Raw genomic sequence first — 18,358 nt, forward strand, 5'->3', positions numbered from 1 at the left:
CACATAAAATATGGATAGAGGGGGTGAATGTCAATGGTAAAGGTCGATGTAAGCCCAGGAGTATTACAATGGGCCGCACATCGCGCAGGCAAAGAAGATCAGATCAAACTGGAGTTTCCAAACTGGGATAAGTGGGTAAGCAATGAAGCACAACCAACTTTAAAGCAGTTGGAGAATGTCGCAAAAGCAACATCAACTCCTCTTGGTTACTTCTTTTTACCTGCGCCACTTATCGAACGATTACCTGTTCCTCACTATCGTACAACAGATGATCGTCCCACTAATAATCCTAGTCCTAATTTGCTCGACACTGTTCATACAATGCAGCGTCGACAAGATTGGATGCGAGACTATCTTATAGAAATTGGATATGACCCGCTAGATTTCGTTGGTATTAGCAATGTGAATCAAGGTGCAAAAGAAATTGCTGTAGCAATCAGAAAAAGGCTAGGCTTAGAACATGGCTGGGCTGCAACATGCAAAACTTGGCAGGATGCACTAAGGATGCTCTTGCAGAAGATTGAGGAAATTGGAATTTTAGCGGTTGTGAATGGGATTGTAGGAAACAACACGCGAAGAAAACTCGATGTTGAAGAATTTCGCGGCTTTGTGCTTGTAGATAAATATGCCCCGTTGATATTCGTAAATGGTGCCGACGGAAAGGCAGCTCAAATGTTTACACTCGCACACGAGTTAGCTCATATATGGCTTGGTGCTAGTGCTGCATTTGATCTACAGCAACTTCAGCCGGCCGATGATGAAACAGAGAGAAAGTGTAATATTGTTGCAGCTGAGTTTCTTGTACCCGAAACTGAGTTGCGGCAATACTGGACTGGAATTAGAAATGATGAAGAGCGTTTTCAACTCATTGCTCGAAAATTTAAAGTGAGTGAAGTTGTTGCTGCTCGAAGAGCCCTAGACCTCGGCCTAATTACCCAAAGTGACTTTTTTGATTTCTATAAAAATCGTTACTTAAGGGGGCTACAAGAAGCTCCTGACACCAGTGGTGGAGACTTTTATGCTGTACAACCGTACCGCATCAGTCGCCGCTTTGCGAGGGCTGTTATAAGCGCAACTGCAGAAGGTAAGCTCCTATATCAGGAGGCTTACAGATTAACAGGTGTAAAAGGTAAGACTTTTGCGGAACTTGCATCGCGTCTGGGGGCTGGGAGAGACTAATGAGCACCAATAACGTTTACTTAGTAGACACCAATATACTGGTTGAAGCTTATAATCGATACTATTCATTTGATATCGCACCTACGTTTTGGAGCTCCTTGGTGGATAAGGCGAGAGCCGGTCAAGTAGTTAGTATCGATCGCGTTAAAGCTGAAATTGATGGTTATGGAGAAGATGATGCCCTGAAGCAATGGGTAAATCGTGAATTTGGTGAATGGTTCGTGCCTACGGATAATCCTCAGGTAATCGGTGCGTACCGAGAAGTGATTGGATGGGCAACAGGCCATGATCAATTTACACCTGCTGCAAAGGCGGAGTTTGCTTCAGTCGCAGATAGCTGGCTTGTCGCATGTGCTAAAGCCAATAATTATGTCTTAGTGACTCATGAGAGCTTTAGTGCTGGGGCAAAAAAGCGCGTTCTCATACCTAATGCTTGCCAGGCTCATAACATTCCTCATATGAATACGTTTGACATGATGAGAAGGCTAAATGTTCGACTTGGATAATTAACGAAGGAAGTCAGGGATCCGTTTCCGGTCATGAAGCCGGGGACGGTTTTTTTTTAATTACTGCGAGTGGGGAAGAAGTTAACGATGAATAACAAAACCCCGAGAGATGGCCGTCTCCCCGGGCATGTCCCACGCTTGTTACCTCAACATCTCTTGCAGTGTTCGGTTGGGTGGGGTTCATAACAAGTGGTTAAGAATTGTCCCAGTCCAAGTCGCCCACACAATGGCGGCCACCACTGTTTCTTCAGAGAGACCACGATTTGGCAGCTGTGACCCTGCCTGATTTTGCTACCCCTTTTAGCTCATGGTTACTCAGTGTCGCCCGCTGGGTTCACTAACCAGTGAAGTATCCAGCATTCTTCACTTTTCTTTTGGCGCCAGGGGAAGTTATCAAGTCGCCGATCATTAGACCAGCTCCTTTCTTCCCCTCTAACGAGGGTCAAATAGGTATACGGTGAAATATGGAATAGGTTTCATCTCTATCGGGGACTCGATTAAAATTTGCGGCAGATTTGCGGCAGGCGCTGTTTGAAGAGGGTGAGAGGGAAGCAAAGGGGCAGAGAAATAAAAAAGAGAAGCCTTATGGTTCTAGGCTTCTCGGTCGCTTATGTATGGTGATCTGAACAGGGATCGAACCTGTGACCCCCACCCTGTCAAGATGGTGCTCTCCCAGCTGAGCTATCAGATCAAGTAGTGTGATTCGTTAACAGCGACATATAATATATTATCAAGTTAGGCGAAGGAAGTCAACACTTTTGTTGAACTTTTTTCAATTCGTTCCTTCGTCATCGTCTTCCCACTTGCGGGAGTAGGCTTTCTTCGTGACGGCGAGCACGATCCAGATCAAGAGGACCGCGATTACCCCGGCGAATATGTAAGTAGCGACCATGCTGAACATCCTCTCGTGCGCGATACATAAGACATTATAACGGATTAACCGTGAAATTTAAAGGATCGATATGGTAAACGACGTGCTGGTCGATAAATCTCATCAACCCGGTACGGCCGACGAACTCCGGTTTGTCATCGCCATAATGCATTAGATAAGTCAGCTCTTGAATCGAAGCGGGCAACGTCAATAGCTGCGACAAACAAGCATGGACTATACCTGGGGGGTGGAGCTGGCAATCGTGGAAAATCAAACGCACTTGCTGCTCTTGGACGAGCGAGTGTAGAAGATCTTGATTAAAAACCGTATCGCCGGAGTAGAAGAAGTGGTCGTTAATGATGAGCGAGTAATTTGGCTTGTTCGGAATGTGAGCGGTCGCGAGCAGCTTTATCCGAAGTTCCGGCAGCACTTCGACCGACGTTCCTTCAGCGATAGGGTACACGTCGAAATACGAGGCCAAAGTAGGATTCTCGTCTTGATACAATCCGCCTTTTAGCGAACACTCCCACAGCTGCTCGACCAACGTGTCGGCGATATATAATCTAGGCTTCCGCCCATAGATGAATTTCATTTGGAAGGCGAATTCTTCAAGGCCTCCGATATGATCCGCGTGAATATGCGTCAGCAGAACGGCGTCGATCTCGTTAAACGTGCGACCGAGTTCGTGCAACGCCAGAGGAGCCGTAATGCCGCAATCGATCAGCAAAGTTTGTCCGCCTGCTGTGATCATTGCATTGTTATTGTAGTTCGCTTTGGCGAAAGCGCTACCCGTGCCCAGCATTTGTACGTTCAAATCAATGCCTCCCCAATGCGCGCCCATGTTGCAAGCCTCTTTGATAGTCTTCATTAATGTACCATAATTTACCTCGTTAAAAAAGCTTATTATCGAAAATCGAAGCACACTCCAAGTAGCGCCCACGAAGGTTGCCGCATAGGCTGATGGGAGGTCCATCGCCGCTGTGCGTAACTGGAGGAGATTGTTATGGTAACGAAAGGATCAGGAACGAAGGGGAAGCCGAAGAAAAAGTCCGCTTCTTCGGACAGAATACCCCAAATGAGAATCGTCACGTCTGACGTGTGCGCCGTCTGCAAAACGCCGTGCGCGAGAGGGTTGGCGTACTTGGATAGAATGAGTAAGCCGGGGGCGCAAGGTACAGGCGTTCCGTGCGTTCTAACGATTCCCGGACGCAAATAAATTGAAGATAAGGGCTCCGATTTAAAGTAAGAAACGCATCGTCGATTTGCTTGATTTCCCGGGCAAGCGCAAGCTTCGCCACGTTCCGACACATGCGCGCGAACGTCCCTCATGACCAACGACAGCCATTAAGAAAATTATACCTCGCGCGCGCAACTTTCTGTCCGATTGTCGGTATAACCAAATACAGACAAGAAAGCGATTCGGAAGGGCGGCGATGGGTGTCAATGAAACTTCGTAAAATTATGATTTCTACATTAATAATCGCTCTGCTGAGCGGGACTGCCGTCTATGCGGCGGACGCGGTCGTGCAGAAGCTGCGCGTCTGGGTGAACAAGAAAGAAGTGGACGACGGCGGTATTCTCGTGGACGGCAAATCGTATTTGTCGTTAAAGCAATTAAACGAGAAGCTCGACGGCATCTTCCTTGTCGACGACAGTACGAAGCGGGTATCTATTTATAAGCCGAATGTGCACATGGTAACGAGAAGAGACGACAAAATGTTCAGCGACGTTCCGAAAGGGGTCAAAGTGAAGTTTAATGTCTTCTCCATGATCGATAGCTTGAAGGTTGACATTAGCGCTTTCAAGGTAACGATCGACGATCCATACGGAGAGAGTACTTGGATCGACGGAAGAGACAACGGAGACAAAGACTTCCCCGACGTCGGCAAAGAGAACTTCAACTTCTTGACCGACGATCTTGCGTATTCGTTCGATAGCACGGGCCGATACATCATTCGATTCTGGATGAAGCCGGCGGGAGAGAGCAGCTATCAAGTCGTCTCCGAGAAAGTCATCAATTCCAAGTAACCTTTGACCGGCAAGCGCCTCCGTCCCATAGGACCGGAGGCGCTTGATGTTTGACCGGTGATTAGGGAAATGATACGATACGTGAGTAGGTAAAATCAACCGATTGAACGGAGGTTCTCCATGAGCGACCATATACATGACGAGAATTGCGACCACGATCACGATGAGATGGTATTCGTCGTAACGGACGAGGACGGTAACGAACACGAAATGGTGCTCGTCTATTCCTTCGAGACGGATGATCGTGCATATGCCGTACTGCTCGATCGTAACGATCCCGAAGACGACGGCGTTATCTTCCGCGTCGAAGAAGAAGGCGACGAGGAAGTTCTCGTCAATATCGAAGACGACGCAGAGTGGGAAAAAGTAATGAGAGTGTATGAGGAGCTTGCTGCCCTCGAGAACGAGAGCGAGAACGGGTAAGCAGTCGTCCTACCTATTCATACATGCAATGAGGGGCTAGTCCTTCAGGTCTGCGAAGACCTCCAGGACTAGCCCCTTCGTGTTTTATTTGCGCGGGTTGAAGAAGATCGTTCTTCCGTTGAACATCCGAACCTCGGCTTGAAGCTTCCGGCCGATCCACTTGCATAGCTCGTTCGCCTTTGCTTTATCGCCATGGGTAGCGCCGTCAGGCAGCACGACTTGAATGAAAGGTACGGCCGTGCCGTCTTCCTCGCGTTTGCCGGTGCCGAATACGATGTACTTGTACATCGGATTGTTGCCTTTTAGGTAGAACCATTGGTCTTTCGCTTCCGGTTTCGTCTCGATGCCGTAAGGGAATGCCGCTTCCGCGTAATCCCAGCCTAGCTGCTTTCCGGTAAGAGATACTTGCTCCTTGTAATGGAGTAGCTGCTCTTTCACGCCGTTCAGATCGATATCGGTTAGCGCAGAGCCTTGAACAAGAGAAATGTAAGCGCTTTGACTCATCGGATCCACCCCCACGCCCATAATAGCATTAGGCGCTTTTCTTGGCAACGATTGCCTTATTGCCGAGGACGAGTTGTCCGTGATAAAATAGTCATAATATTCAGATAATTTATTCAAACGGGGAGGGAACGATATGTTGGATCAGCTCTATGATGTCATCGAGTCGTCCAACGTCAACTTTGTGGGCTGTATCTCTGAAGCGAGCAGGTTTGATTTCGCGATCGTTTATACGAGTCATTTTTTCGGCAAGCCACTTGTCGTATGCATGCAAACCGGGCGCTCCTCGCCGCTCAGCGCGGACGATCTGCACGACACGGACTTTTTACGTTCCCAATTCCAACTCCCGAACGCGCAAGCCGCGGAAGAACTGAGAAGTCTGCTGCGTCAAAGACTTCCCGCTCTATCAATACATGACCAATATTAAGGCTTGGCGAGCTCATAACGGTACTGTACTCCGCGTTCCTTCTCCGACAAGTAAGGTGCATCATTGCGGAAAATAAGCGTATTGCCTTCGCGTTTGTCGAAGACGAGGTAGTCGCCGGCTCCGATCATCGGTTGCGTGTAGTTCTCCACGATCTCGAATAAGCTTGGGTCAAGCAGTTGCTTGTAAAGGAGAACGATCTCCTTCGTCCGCCGATCATATAGCTTTAGCATGCCGGACTTATTCGCCCGCAGTAGCAAGAATTCATCGTCTATAGCTTCCACGAAATAATTGTCGTCCTCGCCGCCAAGCTTCACGAGATCGATCTTTTCCAGCACATTGCCGGTCCCGTCCTCGATTAACCGTAATTGTCTGCCATCCGTTAGTACGATCGTCTTATCGTAAAAAGAAGCGTTATTCGCATAGCGATTGTAGTATTGAGCCCGGGATTGACGAATGAGTCCTCGATTTTTAATGACGACTTGGAACTCTTGATAGTTGACGTGCGGTTCGCCGTAATTGTCCGTAATCTTCAGGAGCAGCAAGCCTCCTTCGGTCCGGTGAAAGTTGTAGGTTACGATGCCATGCAACGGCGAGCCGAGATCAGCCAGCTTACGTTCGATTTCTTCCAGGTTATCCATTATCGTGAGTATGCCAGTCTCGTAATCGACCTTGAACGTTAAGCGGCTATAGTACATCCGCGCGCCGGCGTCTTTGCGTAAACCGGTCGCCGCGACGATGTGCTGTTTAGGATCACAGCTCAGCTTCGTTCCGCGCAGCGCCTTGAATACGAATTTCGCGGGGACGAAGATTTGGTTGTCCTTCTTGAACGGGATGCCGCCGACGGAGACGGGTACGTCGTTGATCGCACCGATGTCTTTGCCGATCGTGATCGTAAAACTCGTGCGGAAGCCATCGAACTTCACTCGATGTTCGTTAGACCAGATGACGCGGCTGAATACCATCGCCTCAGCGATCGCATCTACGCCGACGTAAGAAATGCCGTTCTTGATAATAGCTTCGCCGGATAATGAGCTGCCGTCGGTCCATTCGAAATGGTAGGTGGCCGCTGGCGGTGAGGAAGAGGCGGGAGCAGCGAAGGCGATTCCCGGCGGAAGGGCGATACAGACGACGAGCGATATAAGAGAGAACCAACGAATAGGTTTCATTGAGACGTAATCATCCTTTCGGTTGTGATGAGTTGTTATTGCGGTTCGATAGGTTAGACGAAACTGCGTCACTAAAGTTTCTTGAATAGGAAATAAATAGACCTGTTTCCAATGAAAAGGAAACAGGGCCAGTGGTCTGTATGGTCACTACTACGAAATCGCGGTTTCTTCCACGATCACCTTAACGAATTCGATCGAGCGGTCTTCCGGTCCTTTGACCGGCAGTCCGACTTCGATATGGTCGACGATATAGTCGATATTTTCTTTGGAGATGATTTCGCCCGGGAGCAGAATCGGAATGCCCGGCGGGTAGACGTAGATGAACTCGGCGATGATGCGGCCTGCCGACTCGCGGAAAGGGACAAGCTCCGTCTCTCCGTAGAAAGCGTCGCGCGGCGTTAACGAGAGGTGCGGAATGTCCGGAATTTCCACGACGACCTCGAGAATTTCTTTCGCGTGGGCGACATGCGCGTCCGATAACGCCTGCAGCGCTTGAACGAGAATAGCGATCGAGCTTTCGTCGTCGCCCGGCGTAATGAGGCAGAGCACGTTGTACATGTCGCTCATTTCGACTTCGAGATTGAAGTGCTCGCGCAGCCAATTTTCCGCGTCGTAGCCGGTAATGCCGAGCTTCCGTACGTGTACGGACAGCTTAGTCGGATCGAACGCGTATGTCGCTTCTTCGCCGAGAAGCTCCTCGCCGAACGAATACAAGCCTTCGATCTTATTGACCGCGTCGCGAGCGGAGTTAGCCAGCGCTACGGTACGATCCGCCAATTCTTGACCGCGGAGCGCGAGTTGTCTGCGCGCCGCATCCAGCGAAGCCAGCAGCGGATAGGAGGTAGACGTCGTCGTGAGCAAGCTGAGGATCGTCTGTACCCGCTGCGGGTTGACGAGTCCGCCTTGCAAGTTCAGGATGGAGCTCTGCGTCATGGAACCGCCCAGCTTGTGCACGCTCGTCGCCGCCATGTCGGCCCCCGCTTGCATCGCCGACATCGGTAATTGCTCGGAGAAGTGGATCAATGCGCCATGCGCTTCATCTACGAGTACCGGAACGTCGTATTCGTGAACGAGGTCGACGATTTCTTTCAAGTGCGTACATATGCCGAAGTAAGTCGGGTTAATGATCAAGACGGCTGCCGCGTCCGGATGACGCTCGAGCGCGCGACGTACCGACTTGGTCGTGACGCCGTGGTCGATGCCGAGGTTGCGATCTCGCACGGGGGACAAGAAGACCGGGCGAGCGCCAGCGAATATTATCGCCGATAATACCGATTTATGAACGTTGCGTGGCACGATGATCTTGTCGCCGTTGCCGCACACGGACAAGATCATGGCCATGATTGCCGTGCTCGTCCCTTGAACGGAGAAGTATGTAACATCTGCGCCGAACGCGTCCGCAGCCAAGCGCTGCGCTTCTTGAATGACGCCGACCGGTTGATGCAAATCGTCCAACGGGGCGATATTGATCAAGTCGATGTTCAGTACGTTGGGGCCGATATATTCGCGAAATTCCGGGTCCATGCCGGATCCTTTTTTATGACCGGGAATGTGGAATTGTACGGGATTTTGCTCCGCATGCTTGCGCAGCGCGTCGAATAACGGGGTGCGTCGATGATCCAATGAAAGCCCCTGCCTTTCTATATCCTTCAATAAAGAGGAAGTTACATGATGCAAACAAGCATGAGTATAACAAAAATAGGGGGGAAATCAATGTTTGTCTAATCATTGCGGGACTTGTCACCAAAACGTCATCGAATCGGATTTGGAACATCGATGCGCGTATGCTACCATCTAGTATATATTGTGGCGCCGCATGCGTGCCTGCTATCGCTGAATCAGAGGAGAGAACAGCTTTGAAAAGCAAATTGGCAATCGTTGGACTTATGCTCTTTACGATCTTCATCGGCTTCGGCATCATCATTCCCGTATTGCCCCAATTGGTGAAGGACGTCAGTTCCGAATCGGCAAATTGGCACACGGGCGCGATGCTGGCGATATATTCGCTCATGTCGTTCTTGCTCAGCCCGGTCTGGGGCAGGCTTTCCGAATCGGTCGGACGTCGTCCGGTCATCATGACCGGAGTGCTCGGGTTCAGCTTAAGTTTCCTGTTATTCGGATTGTCGGGCGATAGTCTCGTCCTCATGTATGCTTCACGTGTGCTCGGCGGGTTATTCTCCGGAGCCGTCGTTTCTTGCATCGTCGCGTACGTGGCGGACATTACGACGGAGCAGGATCGGACCAAAGGGATGGCCGTCGTCGGCATGAGCATCGGTCTCGGCTTCACGTTCGGCCCAGGTTTCGGCGGCTTGTTAAGCGATATTTCCCATCATGCGCCGTTCTACGCGGCTGCTGCCTTGTCGTTCATCGTCTTCATCGCGGCGTTCCTCAAGCTGGAGGAGTCGCTCCCTCCGGAGAAGCGCGCTTTGCGTGAGAAGGGAGCCAAGCCTTCGCGCTGGATCGCGTTCCAAGGACCGCTTAAGGCGTTGTATGTGCTTGCTTTCTTTGTTACGTTCTCGCTCGCGATTTTGGAATCGACGTTGCAATTGTACGGGATGGACAAATACGACGTAACGCCGAAGCAGATCGGACTCATGTTCTTCTTCTGCGGACTCGCCGGCGCGCTCGTGCAAGGCGGGGTCGTACGCAGAAGGGTGAAGCAAGGGCAAGAAGGGTTCTATATCGCGCTTGGACTTCTTATCTCAGCTGCGGGGTTCTTCTTGCTCCTTACCGCGAACAGTTGGGGGATGGCTACGGTCTACCTGTGCGTCTTCGGAATCGGCAACTCGCTGATCAAGCCGTGCGTAACGTCGCTCATTACTCAGAAAACGACGGTCGGCCAAGGGCTTGCGTCCGGCCTTAGCTCGTCGATGGACAGCCTCGGACGCATCGTCGGACCGTTGCTCGGCGCAGGGTTGCTCGCGATCGTCGGATGGCTGCCGTTCGTCGTATCCGGCGCGATGTCGCTCGCGGCGCTCGGCCTGCTGGCGCAGTTCCGCAACATGGACAGACGCGCGGCTCGCGCTTCTTCGTAACAAATCCTTACGCAAATAAATAAAACCTCCGATTCCCGCCTTCGCTTCGGCTTTCCTGAGCGAAGGGGATATCGGAGGTTTTTTAGTGCGGCTATCGTTGTCGATAGCCCAACCCGCGCAGCAAGTACTGAATCGTTGCTTCCCGTTCTTGCGCGTCGTCCCATTCGGCGGGCGCGATGAGGAATCGCGTGACCAGATAGCTGAACAGCGTGGAGCCGGCGAGCCGAATCGAAGTGAGCGTCGGCAACGTCTCGATTTGACCGAGCTCGCGGTAATGGTCGAGAACGCGGGTAAGGCGGGGGAGCATCTTCTGCGCCATGATCCCGAGGAAGCGATCCCTAAGCTCGGCGTGAAAGGGCACTTCCTGAAGCATAATGCGAATGACTTTAATATGGTTCTCGACGAACGTTATTCGATTGTCGAGAATGCCTCGGACAAAACCTTCGAACGTCGGATGCGGGGAGTCGAACAACGGATACAGCTCGCGAAGCACGAACGGTTCGATCAGCCGCGCGACGAAAGGCGACACGATCGCGTAGAGCAAATCCTTCTTCGTCTTATAATGACGGAAGATCGTTCCCTCGGCTACTTCGGCGCGTTGCGCGATCTCGCTCGTCGCGGTACCGGAATAGCCTTTTTCCGCGAACACTTCGATCGCCGCGATCAAGATGCGGGATTGCTTCTCCGTCATCTGCTGCCCGTCGTCTTTCCGCAGCAACTCCTCTATCCATTGTTCTATCGGATCTTTCACGGACGAGCCTCCATTCCTTGCTTTATATTCTACGATGCTTGCGCAGCGCGAGTACGTTCAATGCCGCGAACGCGATTGAAAACCCGACCAGTGCGAGCGCATCCGTCCAAATCTCGTTCCAGCCCGAGCCGCGAAGCATAATGCCGCGCAACGCGTCGGCGCCGTAGTAGAGCGGCAGAACATGGCCGATCGCCTGCAGCCATTCAGGCATCGTGTCCAGCTCGATCAATCCGGCGAAAAAAATTTGCGGTACGATAATGAGCGGGATGAATTGGAAGATTTGAAACTCGTTTTGCGCATACGCAGACAATAGCGTTCCGAGCGTCAGCGCGGTAACCGCCAGCAGCAGGTTCATAATTAGCACGAGATAGAGCGCGCCTTCCAACGCGATGCCGAGCACGCTAGTCGAGTACCAGGCTATGAGCGTTGCCTGCAGCAACGTGAAAATCCCGAATCCGAGCAAATAGCCGACGACGATTTCCCAGCGCCGGAGCGGCGTCGCGAGCAAGCGCGCCAGCGTTCCGGTCGTCCTCTCGCGCAAGAAGGATACGCCCGCGATTAGGAACACGAAGAAGAAAGAGAAAAATCCGACGAGCACGGAGCCGTAATAATCGAAAATGTTCAAGTCTCCCGACCCGTGCAAGTAAGTGACGGAAGGTCCGACCACGGCGTTCCCCGCTTGTTGCATCGCTTCTTGGAAGGCGGCCATCACGTTGCGATTCTTCGTCGGGCTGCTGCCTTCAAGACTAATCTTCGGCTGTCCGCCTTGCAAAGAGACGACCGCATCGAGCTTCGCATCGGCGAGCGCTTGCTGGGCTATAGCCGAGTCGTTATAAACGGTAACGTCCGCACCGGTCGCGCTCAACGCTTCTACGATTTGAGGAGGCAATTGCACCGCGCCGATCTTAGGATCGACCGATTGGCCGTCGAACACGAACTTCATTAATGTAAGGACGAGAAGCGGCGCGATCAACATAAGCGCCAACGTACGTTTGTCTTTGATGATCTGCCGGATAATGCGAATCGCTAGCGCGCGGATTCTCATCGTACGCCACCTCCGTAAGTCACGAATGCGTCTTCCATCGTCGCCGAGCCGGATGCGGTTTTCAGTTCGTCCGGACTACCCGTCGCGATGACATGGCCGTCGCGGATCATCGCCAGCCGGTCGCACTTTTCCGCTTCGTCCATCACGTGCGTCGTCACGAGAATCGTCACGCCGCGTTGCCGCAAGCCTTCAAGTTCCTCCCAGATCGACATGCGCAGCACCGGATCGATGCCGACCGTCGGTTCGTCCAAGACGAGCACTTCAGGCTCGTGCATCAGGGCGACCGCGAGAGAAAGGCGACGCTTCATGCCGCCGGAAAACTGCTGCACCGGCTTTTTCAGTTCGCCGGATAGCTTCACGAGCTCGGCTACGGCTTTCATGCGTCTATCGAGCTCCGGTCCTTTCAATCCATATAAGGATGCGAAGAAAGACAGGTTCTCTTGAGCGGTCAGCTCGCCGTAAAGCGCATCCGATTGCGCCATATAACCGATGCGGCTAAGAATGCTTAGTTTCGGCATCGGTTCGCCAAGCAAAGTTACGGAACCGCCATCCGGTATGTCGAGACCGGTGATGAGTCTGACGAGGGTCGTCTTGCCGGACCCGGAAGGGCCGAGCAAGCCGTAAATTTCGCCCTTCTTGACGGAGAGGGACACTTGATCGAGTACGGTGCGCTTGCCGAACGATTTGGACGCCTTGTCTACGACGATGCATTCCTCGCTAAAGCCATGCGCGGCGGATTCCGGAACGGGCATGCGGCAGTTCCCCTTTATCCTCATTTTGGAATGTAAGTGATTACTCACTTTTTAATTATATGGTAAAAAATGTATTTGCGAAACATTAAATAATGTTAAAAACGATTGAACGCCGAGCAAAATATGTTAAGATGGTTTTCGCTTCGCTCTTAAGTGCGATTATTCGCCCGTTCATATCCCGTTCATATTGGCGTGTTATCGTAGGAAATAGCGCGGCGAAGGGACTTCAGCCGTAAGGCGACTCAGACTTCAGTCTAGGTACAAATCCGGTCTGGAGCCGTTTTTACAATGAAGGTCGACCCGTTATGCTAGTAAATGTGGGAAACACAGAAGAAAATTATGGTTCGGAAGGGGAAAACTTTACTGTGAAGTCATTCATTCAAGGCTCATTTCGCAACAAATCAGCCATCATCTTACTGATTGTATTGGTGCTTGGTTTAGGGATTTTCAGTTACTTTAAACTACCTATGGAGTTTTTGCCGGAGGCGGACAATCCGCAAGTCACCGTATCGGTCATCGGGCCGGGCTTTGACGCCGCAACGATGGAACAATCGGTTACGAACCCGTTGGAGCAGGCCGTAGCGGGCGTTAAAGGCAAAACAGCTACGTTCTCGACTTCCGGGGACGGATTCTCCCAACTCAACTTGGACTTCGATCCGAATACGAACATGAAGGAAGCGTCGCAAGAAGTCGAGAAGGCGGTTAACGCCGTTCAATTGCCGGATCGCGTCTCTCCTCCGTACGTCATTCAATTCAATACGTCGATGATTCCGATCTCGTTCGTCACGCTGACGTTCAACGACAGCGTAACCGACGCCCAGAAGGAAAAGCTGGAGCAGCAAGTCGGCGATACGTTCCGCGGTATCGACGGTGTCGGCCAAGTTCAATTGTCCGGCAAATCGCAGCCTAAAATTACGATAACGCCAGACACTGCGAAGCTATCCGCTAAAGGCGTTCCTCTTCAAGCGTTGTACGGCGTGCTGCAGGGCCGCGATGCGTCTGCATCCGTCGGCGAAAGCACGATCGACGGTCAAATCGTCAACTTGAACGTACAAGGAAACTTGAGCGACCTCGACGCCGTGAAGAAGCTTCCGGTTGCAGCAGGTGTCTCGCTCGGCGACGTAGCCGACGTTCAATTGCTAGACATTAAAGACAGCGTAAGACGGATCGACGGTAAAGAAGCGCTTATGCTCGTCGTTTCCAAAGGCGCTAACGCCAACGCGGTAGAAGTCGGCGACGGCGTGCAGAAAGCTATCGATACGCTGAACGCGGATCACAAAGAGCTTAACCTGCGCATTATGCTCAGCACGTCCGAGCAAGTGGTTCACTCCGTTAACAGCATGATGCAAGAAGTGCTGATGGGCGCGTTGTTCGCTACGATCGTCATTTTGCTCTTCATGCGCAATATTCGCGCGACGCTCGTAACGATCGTTTCGATCCCGCTGTCGCTCGCCATGACGCTTTACTTGCTCGATATGTCCGGCATTACGCTGAACATTTTGACGCTGGGCGGCGTTGCCGTTGCCGTAGGTCGCTTGGTCGACGATAGTATCGTCGTTATCGAGAACATCTTCCGCAGGCTGCAAAAAGAGAAGTTCTCCGTCGACGTCGTTATCGATGCGACGCGCGAAGTATCCAGAGCGATTACGGCTTCCACGCTTACTACCGTTGCCGTCTTCCTGCCGATGGGCCTCTTGCGTGGCGGTCTTCAAGACTTCTTGTTGCCGTTCGCTCTTACGGTTACGTACTCGCTTATCTCTTCCTTGCTCGTAGCGCTTACGGTCATTCCGTTGCTCAGCGCGAGCGTGCTGAAAAATTCGAAAATCAAAGAACATTCGCCGAGCAAGCGTTTCATGAGCTTCTTGACTTGGAACCTCCGTTTCAAATGGGTAACGATTCTTATCGCGCTCTTCCTATTGATCGGCTCCGTAATGACGTATTTCTCGATGCCGAAGGGCGCGATCGACTCTTCCAGCGCGACGAACTTGACGATTACGCTGGCATACAAACCGGATACGCCGCTTGATCAAGTACTCGATAACGGTAAAAAGCTCGAAGCCTTCCTCATGAAGCAAGAAGAGCAAGAATGGGTTAACATGTCCATGGGCAATAGCGCGGACGACGCCAAATACGGCGGTGTAACATCTCCGACGCTCGTTAGCTACATGGTTCAAATCAAAAAAGGCGCCGACGCGGAAAATATCATTAACGCGGTCAAAGCCGAACGTCCTAATTATCCTGGCGCAGACTTGAATGCAGGCGCCGGCGACTTCTTCGGCAGCGGCAACGGCACGCAAGTGTTCGTGGACGTAACCGGCAACGATATGGCGCAAATTACGAAAACGGCTGATGAAGTCGTCGCTAAAATCAAACCGATTAAAGACGTACTCAAGGTCGAAACGAACCAAGACGAGAAGAAAACCGTCTATACGCTCAAAGTAGATCCGACCCAAGCGAAAGCGGGAGATATTTCCCAACAACTGCAAGGGATGTTGAACGAAGTTCCGATCGGTTCACTTAACCTGAACGGCCAATCGCTCGCGGTTATGTTGGAGCCTGCGATCAAGCCGCAGTCCGAGAGCGATCTCGCGAACTTGTCGGTGTTGACGGACGAAGGTCCGAAACCGGTATCCGCCGTCGCGGAATGGGTGAAGGAAGAGAAAGCTACGCAGTTCTTCCACAAAGACGGCAAAAGCTACGTTCGCGTATCCGCAACGGTCGATCCTGCCCAATTGTCCATCGTAGGCACGAACATCGACAAAGCGATGAAAGACATTACGCCTCCTGAAGGCGTCAAGCTGAACGTCGGCGGCGCACAAGCCGACCAAGCCGGAGATTTCACAGATCTGTTCATGATGATGCTCGTATCTATCGGTATCGTATACTTGATCATGGTCGTGACATTCAAGACGTTGCGCGCGCCGATCGCCATCTTGTCCTCGCTGTTGTTCGTACCGATCGGAGCCGTACTCGGTCTCCTGGTCGCCGGCATTACGCCGGACTTCACCGCGATCTTCGGCGTCGTCATGCTCGTTGGCGTAGTCGTCACGAACGCGATCGTATTGATCGACCGCGTAAGACAGAACGAAGCGATCGGCATGACGATCCGCGAATCGTTGATCGAAGCTGCGGCAACCCGTATGCGTCCGATCCTCATGACCGCGATCGCAACGATTTGCGCAATGCTTCCGCTCGTATTCGGTTCGTCGGAAAGCGGCAGCATCGTTTCCCAAAGCCTTGCGATCGTCGTAATCGGCGGTCTGGCTATCGCAACGTTGCTCACGCTTGTCATCGTTCCTTGTATTTACGAGTTGCTGTTCTTCCGCAAATCCGCTAAACAACGCAGATCTGCGGCTTCCCAAGCAAACGTAGCGGCGTAAGCCTTGCAAGTGAATACAAAAATCCCCGATGAGAATATCATCGGGGATTCAGCCTGTTGAAGGTTTTTCAACAGGCTGAGCCAACACCAAGGATTTGGTGTTGGCTTTTTGCTTTTACTTCGCAGAGTCGGAAAGCTATAGCCTTGACTAAGCCATCGCCATCTTATACAACGGAAGCAACGTGCGGAAAGTCGTCTCCGCAAGCCGGATGAACGCTTCGCCATCCAGACGGAGCATTTCATCGCGCTGAATATGGATTCCGCACGTTAACTCGGCGGCTTTGACCGACTTGAGCCTAACGAATAGCTCCGCAAGCTCTTCGTCGTTCAAGTTATCGTGTACCATTCCCGTCGGGATCATATGATCCTTGGACCATACGTAGCTGCCGGGAACCGATCGGCGAATCGAATCCAGCTCGGCTAGCGCGCGTTCCGCGAAAGCGCCTTTGCCCGGGCACTCGTATATGATCGCGAATTGGACGAATACGTGCGACGACCAAAGTCCGATCTGGAAGTGAGGGTAAGCTTTGTAGCCGCGTTTGTTGTTGGCGAAGGCGACCCAAGTATCGTGGGGAGGGTTAATCGTGCGCCTTGCGTGCTTGGCGACGTGAGGGAACATCGGCTCCCCGCACCACTCGGTTAAAACGTCCGATAGACGATCTCCGAGCTGATGCAGCTTCGGTCTGACGAGCTCGATCAGCGCGTCCATGCGAGGCGCCAAACCTTCGATTTCGAATACGTCGAAGTCTTGTTCGGTAAATCCCCTGAAAGGGGTTGTGACAGTAGCGGATTGACTCATCTGGAAGTTGTCTCCTAGCGTTGGCTCGTATTTTTCGATGAGGGCATTGGCATCATTATACCACTTCGCTCCTAGCGACCGACACCTTAGGCAACAAATTCGGAGTGGCTAAAATTGGTCGCGCCGTTCCTCGAAAATAGTCAAGAAACCAAGTTGCCAGAACATAAGATGGAGTATAAGATATAAACAAGAAAGAATATTCAGATAATTGAAATTCGGTCAACAACTCAAGCCGCGCGATGAACGCAGGAGGGGGGATGGCCGTGAACCGCAGTCATGAAGTGGAATATTGCAACCTCGAGCTTCGATTCGACCGCCGGCAAATCCAGAATCTCATCCGCGAACTCATCCAGGAAGGGTATTCGCTGTATTGGAACGAAAGCGAGCACTTGTTCATCGTATCGGTACGAACCGGTCGCAAGCTGCTGAAGCTGAAGTTCCAGCGAGTGCTTAACCGCTATAAGATGATCGGGGACTATCTGGTCAAAGATGAGAAGCTGGCGCAGTGGCTCGAGAAGCTCATCGGCGATTCCCGCGGTCACGCCATTGTTAAGAGGTTCCGCGACCGTCAAGTGCTCGTTATTGAGAACATTATGTTCGGCGAAATTATCCGTCTCGTGGAGGTGTCCGGCATGGAACATCGGATTATTTTTCAAAAGCGGCCACAAATTACGGTTGAAGACATGGTTCAAGCTTTCAAATCCAAACGAGCCGAGCATCGTGCGGGCGTGCTGCGCTTAGAGGTCGATTACGAGTTAGCCGTTCTTCACGAGGCGATCTTGGAAGGTCGAACGGCGGATGCCGATGCATCCAAGGAAAAGCTAAAGAGCATGCGAGTAGAGATGCTGTTATTGGAGCTGTAAACCTGCGAACCGACACATATGGAAAAGCATCCTTGCCCGAACGGGCAGGATGCTTTTTTTGGCGTTAAAGAAGATTAAGCTTTAGCGAAGCTAAGCTCGATGTGCAGTTTAACGGTGTCGCTGACGAGGAATCCGCCAGTCTCGAGCGCCGCGTTCCATGTCACTCCGAACTCGGAGCGGTTTATGCTGCCGTTCGCGATGACGCCGATTTTTTCGTTGCCCCAAGGGTCTTTGGCAGGACCGGAAATTTCGGTGTTAAGCACGACCGATTTCGTTACGCCGGCAATCGTCAGGTCGCCGGTCAGCTCGTAATCTTCGCCGCCTTTGCTCTTAATGCCGGTGCTCTTGAACACGAAGTTCGGATGTTGTTCGACGTTGAAGAAGTCGGGGGACTTCAAGTGGCCGTCGCGACCCTCGTCTTTCGTATCGATGCTTGCGGCGTCGATCGTTACCGTTACGTTCGCAGAAGTGAAGTCGGTAGGGTCAGCGGATACCTCCGCGCTGAATTCGTTAAAGCTGCCGCGTACGTTCGTGATCATCATGTGGCGCACGCTGAAGTTAATTCCGCTATGCGACTTATCCAAGTTCCAATTGCTTACTGCCATCATATCCATCTCCCTTAATCATTTATAG

The 18,358-nt window shown here is 51.8% G+C and carries 18 protein-coding genes and 1 tRNA gene; 9 read left to right on the forward strand and 10 right to left on the reverse strand.

What is annotated here, in order from left to right:
• Positions 1-33: 33 nt before the first annotated feature.
• Together ACFPQ4_RS22875 and ACFPQ4_RS22880 are read left to right on the forward strand one after the other, a co-directional pair.
• Positions 34-1,179: an ImmA/IrrE family metallo-endopeptidase gene (locus tag ACFPQ4_RS22875; protein WP_378114238.1), complete on the forward strand. Its 1,146-nt coding sequence runs from the start codon at positions 34-36 to the stop codon at positions 1,177-1,179.
• Positions 1,179-1,685, forward strand: a complete 507-nt coding sequence (locus tag ACFPQ4_RS22880; protein ID WP_378114239.1) for a DUF4411 family protein — start codon at positions 1,179-1,181, stop codon at positions 1,683-1,685. Before ACFPQ4_RS22875 ends, ACFPQ4_RS22880 begins: the two co-directional genes overlap by 1 nt.
• Positions 1,686-2,300: 615 nt before the next feature.
• Here ACFPQ4_RS22880 and ACFPQ4_RS22885 read toward each other — a convergent pair.
• Positions 2,301-2,376 (reverse strand) — tRNA-Val (locus ACFPQ4_RS22885).
• 235 nt (positions 2,377-2,611) lie between these two features.
• Positions 2,612-3,376: an MBL fold metallo-hydrolase gene (locus ACFPQ4_RS22890; protein WP_378114518.1), complete on the reverse strand. Its 765-nt coding sequence runs from the start codon at positions 3,374-3,376 to the stop codon at positions 2,612-2,614.
• A gap of 183 nt (positions 3,377-3,559) precedes the next feature.
• Between ACFPQ4_RS22890 and ACFPQ4_RS22895 the strand changes: the two genes are divergently transcribed.
• From ACFPQ4_RS22895 to ACFPQ4_RS22905, 3 genes are all read left to right on the forward strand, one after another.
• Positions 3,560-3,772, forward strand: a complete 213-nt coding sequence (locus ACFPQ4_RS22895) for a hypothetical protein (protein WP_378114240.1) — start codon at positions 3,560-3,562, stop codon at positions 3,770-3,772.
• 227 nt (positions 3,773-3,999) lie between these two features.
• On the forward strand, positions 4,000-4,584 hold the full coding sequence (locus tag ACFPQ4_RS22900; protein WP_378114241.1) for a copper amine oxidase: 585 nt from the start codon (positions 4,000-4,002) through the stop codon (positions 4,582-4,584).
• Positions 4,585-4,704: 120 nt separating this feature from the next.
• The gene (locus ACFPQ4_RS22905) at positions 4,705-5,007 is read left to right on the forward strand and encodes a DUF1292 domain-containing protein (protein ID WP_378114242.1); all 303 of its coding nucleotides are present in this window, start codon (positions 4,705-4,707) and stop codon (positions 5,005-5,007) included.
• Between the two features lie 84 nt (positions 5,008-5,091).
• Here ACFPQ4_RS22905 and ACFPQ4_RS22910 read toward each other — a convergent pair whose 3' ends face one another.
• Positions 5,092-5,511: a DUF1885 family protein gene (locus tag ACFPQ4_RS22910; RefSeq protein WP_378114243.1), complete on the reverse strand. Its 420-nt coding sequence runs from the start codon at positions 5,509-5,511 to the stop codon at positions 5,092-5,094.
• A gap of 133 nt (positions 5,512-5,644) precedes the next feature.
• On the opposite strand from ACFPQ4_RS22910, the gene ACFPQ4_RS22915 reads away from it, so the two are divergent.
• Complete coding sequence (locus tag ACFPQ4_RS22915; RefSeq protein WP_378114244.1) at positions 5,645-5,935, forward strand: DUF3055 domain-containing protein; 291 nt, start codon at positions 5,645-5,647, stop codon at positions 5,933-5,935.
• Here the strand turns inward: ACFPQ4_RS22915 and ACFPQ4_RS22920 are convergent.
• Complete coding sequence (locus ACFPQ4_RS22920; RefSeq protein WP_378114245.1) at positions 5,932-7,101, reverse strand: stalk domain-containing protein; 1,170 nt, start codon at positions 7,099-7,101, stop codon at positions 5,932-5,934. The two genes, ACFPQ4_RS22915 and ACFPQ4_RS22920, sit on opposite strands and share 4 nt — an antisense overlap.
• Before the next feature lie 150 nt (positions 7,102-7,251).
• Positions 7,252-8,724 (reverse strand): aminotransferase class I/II-fold pyridoxal phosphate-dependent enzyme, encoded by a 1,473-nt coding sequence (locus tag ACFPQ4_RS22925; RefSeq protein ID WP_378114246.1) that lies wholly within the window; start codon positions 8,722-8,724, stop codon positions 7,252-7,254.
• Between the two features lie 233 nt (positions 8,725-8,957).
• On the opposite strand from ACFPQ4_RS22925, the gene ACFPQ4_RS22930 reads away from it, so the two are divergent.
• Positions 8,958-10,136: an MFS transporter gene (locus tag ACFPQ4_RS22930; protein ID WP_378114247.1), complete on the forward strand. Its 1,179-nt coding sequence runs from the start codon at positions 8,958-8,960 to the stop codon at positions 10,134-10,136.
• A gap of 91 nt (positions 10,137-10,227) precedes the next feature.
• Here ACFPQ4_RS22930 and ACFPQ4_RS22935 read toward each other — a convergent pair whose 3' ends face one another.
• The 3 genes from ACFPQ4_RS22935 to ACFPQ4_RS22945 are packed head-to-tail and all read right to left on the reverse strand — an operon-like array spanning position 10,228 to position 12,684.
• On the reverse strand, positions 10,228-10,887 hold the full coding sequence (locus ACFPQ4_RS22935) for a TetR/AcrR family transcriptional regulator (protein WP_378114248.1): 660 nt from the start codon (positions 10,885-10,887) through the stop codon (positions 10,228-10,230).
• A gap of 22 nt (positions 10,888-10,909) precedes the next feature.
• Positions 10,910-11,932 (reverse strand): ABC transporter permease, encoded by a 1,023-nt coding sequence (locus ACFPQ4_RS22940; RefSeq protein ID WP_378114249.1) that lies wholly within the window; start codon positions 11,930-11,932, stop codon positions 10,910-10,912.
• A complete protein-coding gene (locus ACFPQ4_RS22945) occupies positions 11,929-12,684 on the reverse strand; it encodes an ABC transporter ATP-binding protein (RefSeq protein ID WP_378114250.1) in 756 nt (251 codons plus the stop codon). The genes ACFPQ4_RS22940 and ACFPQ4_RS22945 overlap by 4 nt, the downstream gene beginning before the upstream one ends.
• Before the next feature lie 365 nt (positions 12,685-13,049).
• On the opposite strand from ACFPQ4_RS22945, the gene ACFPQ4_RS22950 reads away from it, so the two are divergent.
• The gene (locus ACFPQ4_RS22950; protein ID WP_378114251.1) at positions 13,050-16,064 is read left to right on the forward strand and encodes an efflux RND transporter permease subunit; all 3,015 of its coding nucleotides are present in this window, start codon (positions 13,050-13,052) and stop codon (positions 16,062-16,064) included.
• A 147-nt stretch (positions 16,065-16,211) separates the two neighbouring features.
• Here the strand turns inward: ACFPQ4_RS22950 and ACFPQ4_RS22955 are convergent, their stop codons facing one another.
• Positions 16,212-16,862, reverse strand: a complete 651-nt coding sequence (locus ACFPQ4_RS22955; protein WP_378114252.1) for a YktB family protein — start codon at positions 16,860-16,862, stop codon at positions 16,212-16,214.
• A gap of 263 nt (positions 16,863-17,125) precedes the next feature.
• On the opposite strand from ACFPQ4_RS22955, the gene ACFPQ4_RS22960 reads away from it, so the two are divergent.
• On the forward strand, positions 17,126-17,725 hold the full coding sequence (locus ACFPQ4_RS22960) for a hypothetical protein (protein ID WP_378114253.1): 600 nt from the start codon (positions 17,126-17,128) through the stop codon (positions 17,723-17,725).
• Between the two features lie 74 nt (positions 17,726-17,799).
• On the opposite strand, the gene ACFPQ4_RS22965 is transcribed toward ACFPQ4_RS22960, so the two are convergent.
• Positions 17,800-18,333: a YceI family protein gene (locus ACFPQ4_RS22965; RefSeq protein WP_378114254.1), complete on the reverse strand. Its 534-nt coding sequence runs from the start codon at positions 18,331-18,333 to the stop codon at positions 17,800-17,802.
• Between the last annotated feature and the right edge of the window lie 25 nt (positions 18,334-18,358).

This window comes from Cohnella yongneupensis (assembly GCF_042655785.1).
In the GTDB taxonomy this organism is placed as follows: Bacteria; Bacillota; Bacilli; order Paenibacillales; family Paenibacillaceae; genus Cohnella; species Cohnella yongneupensis.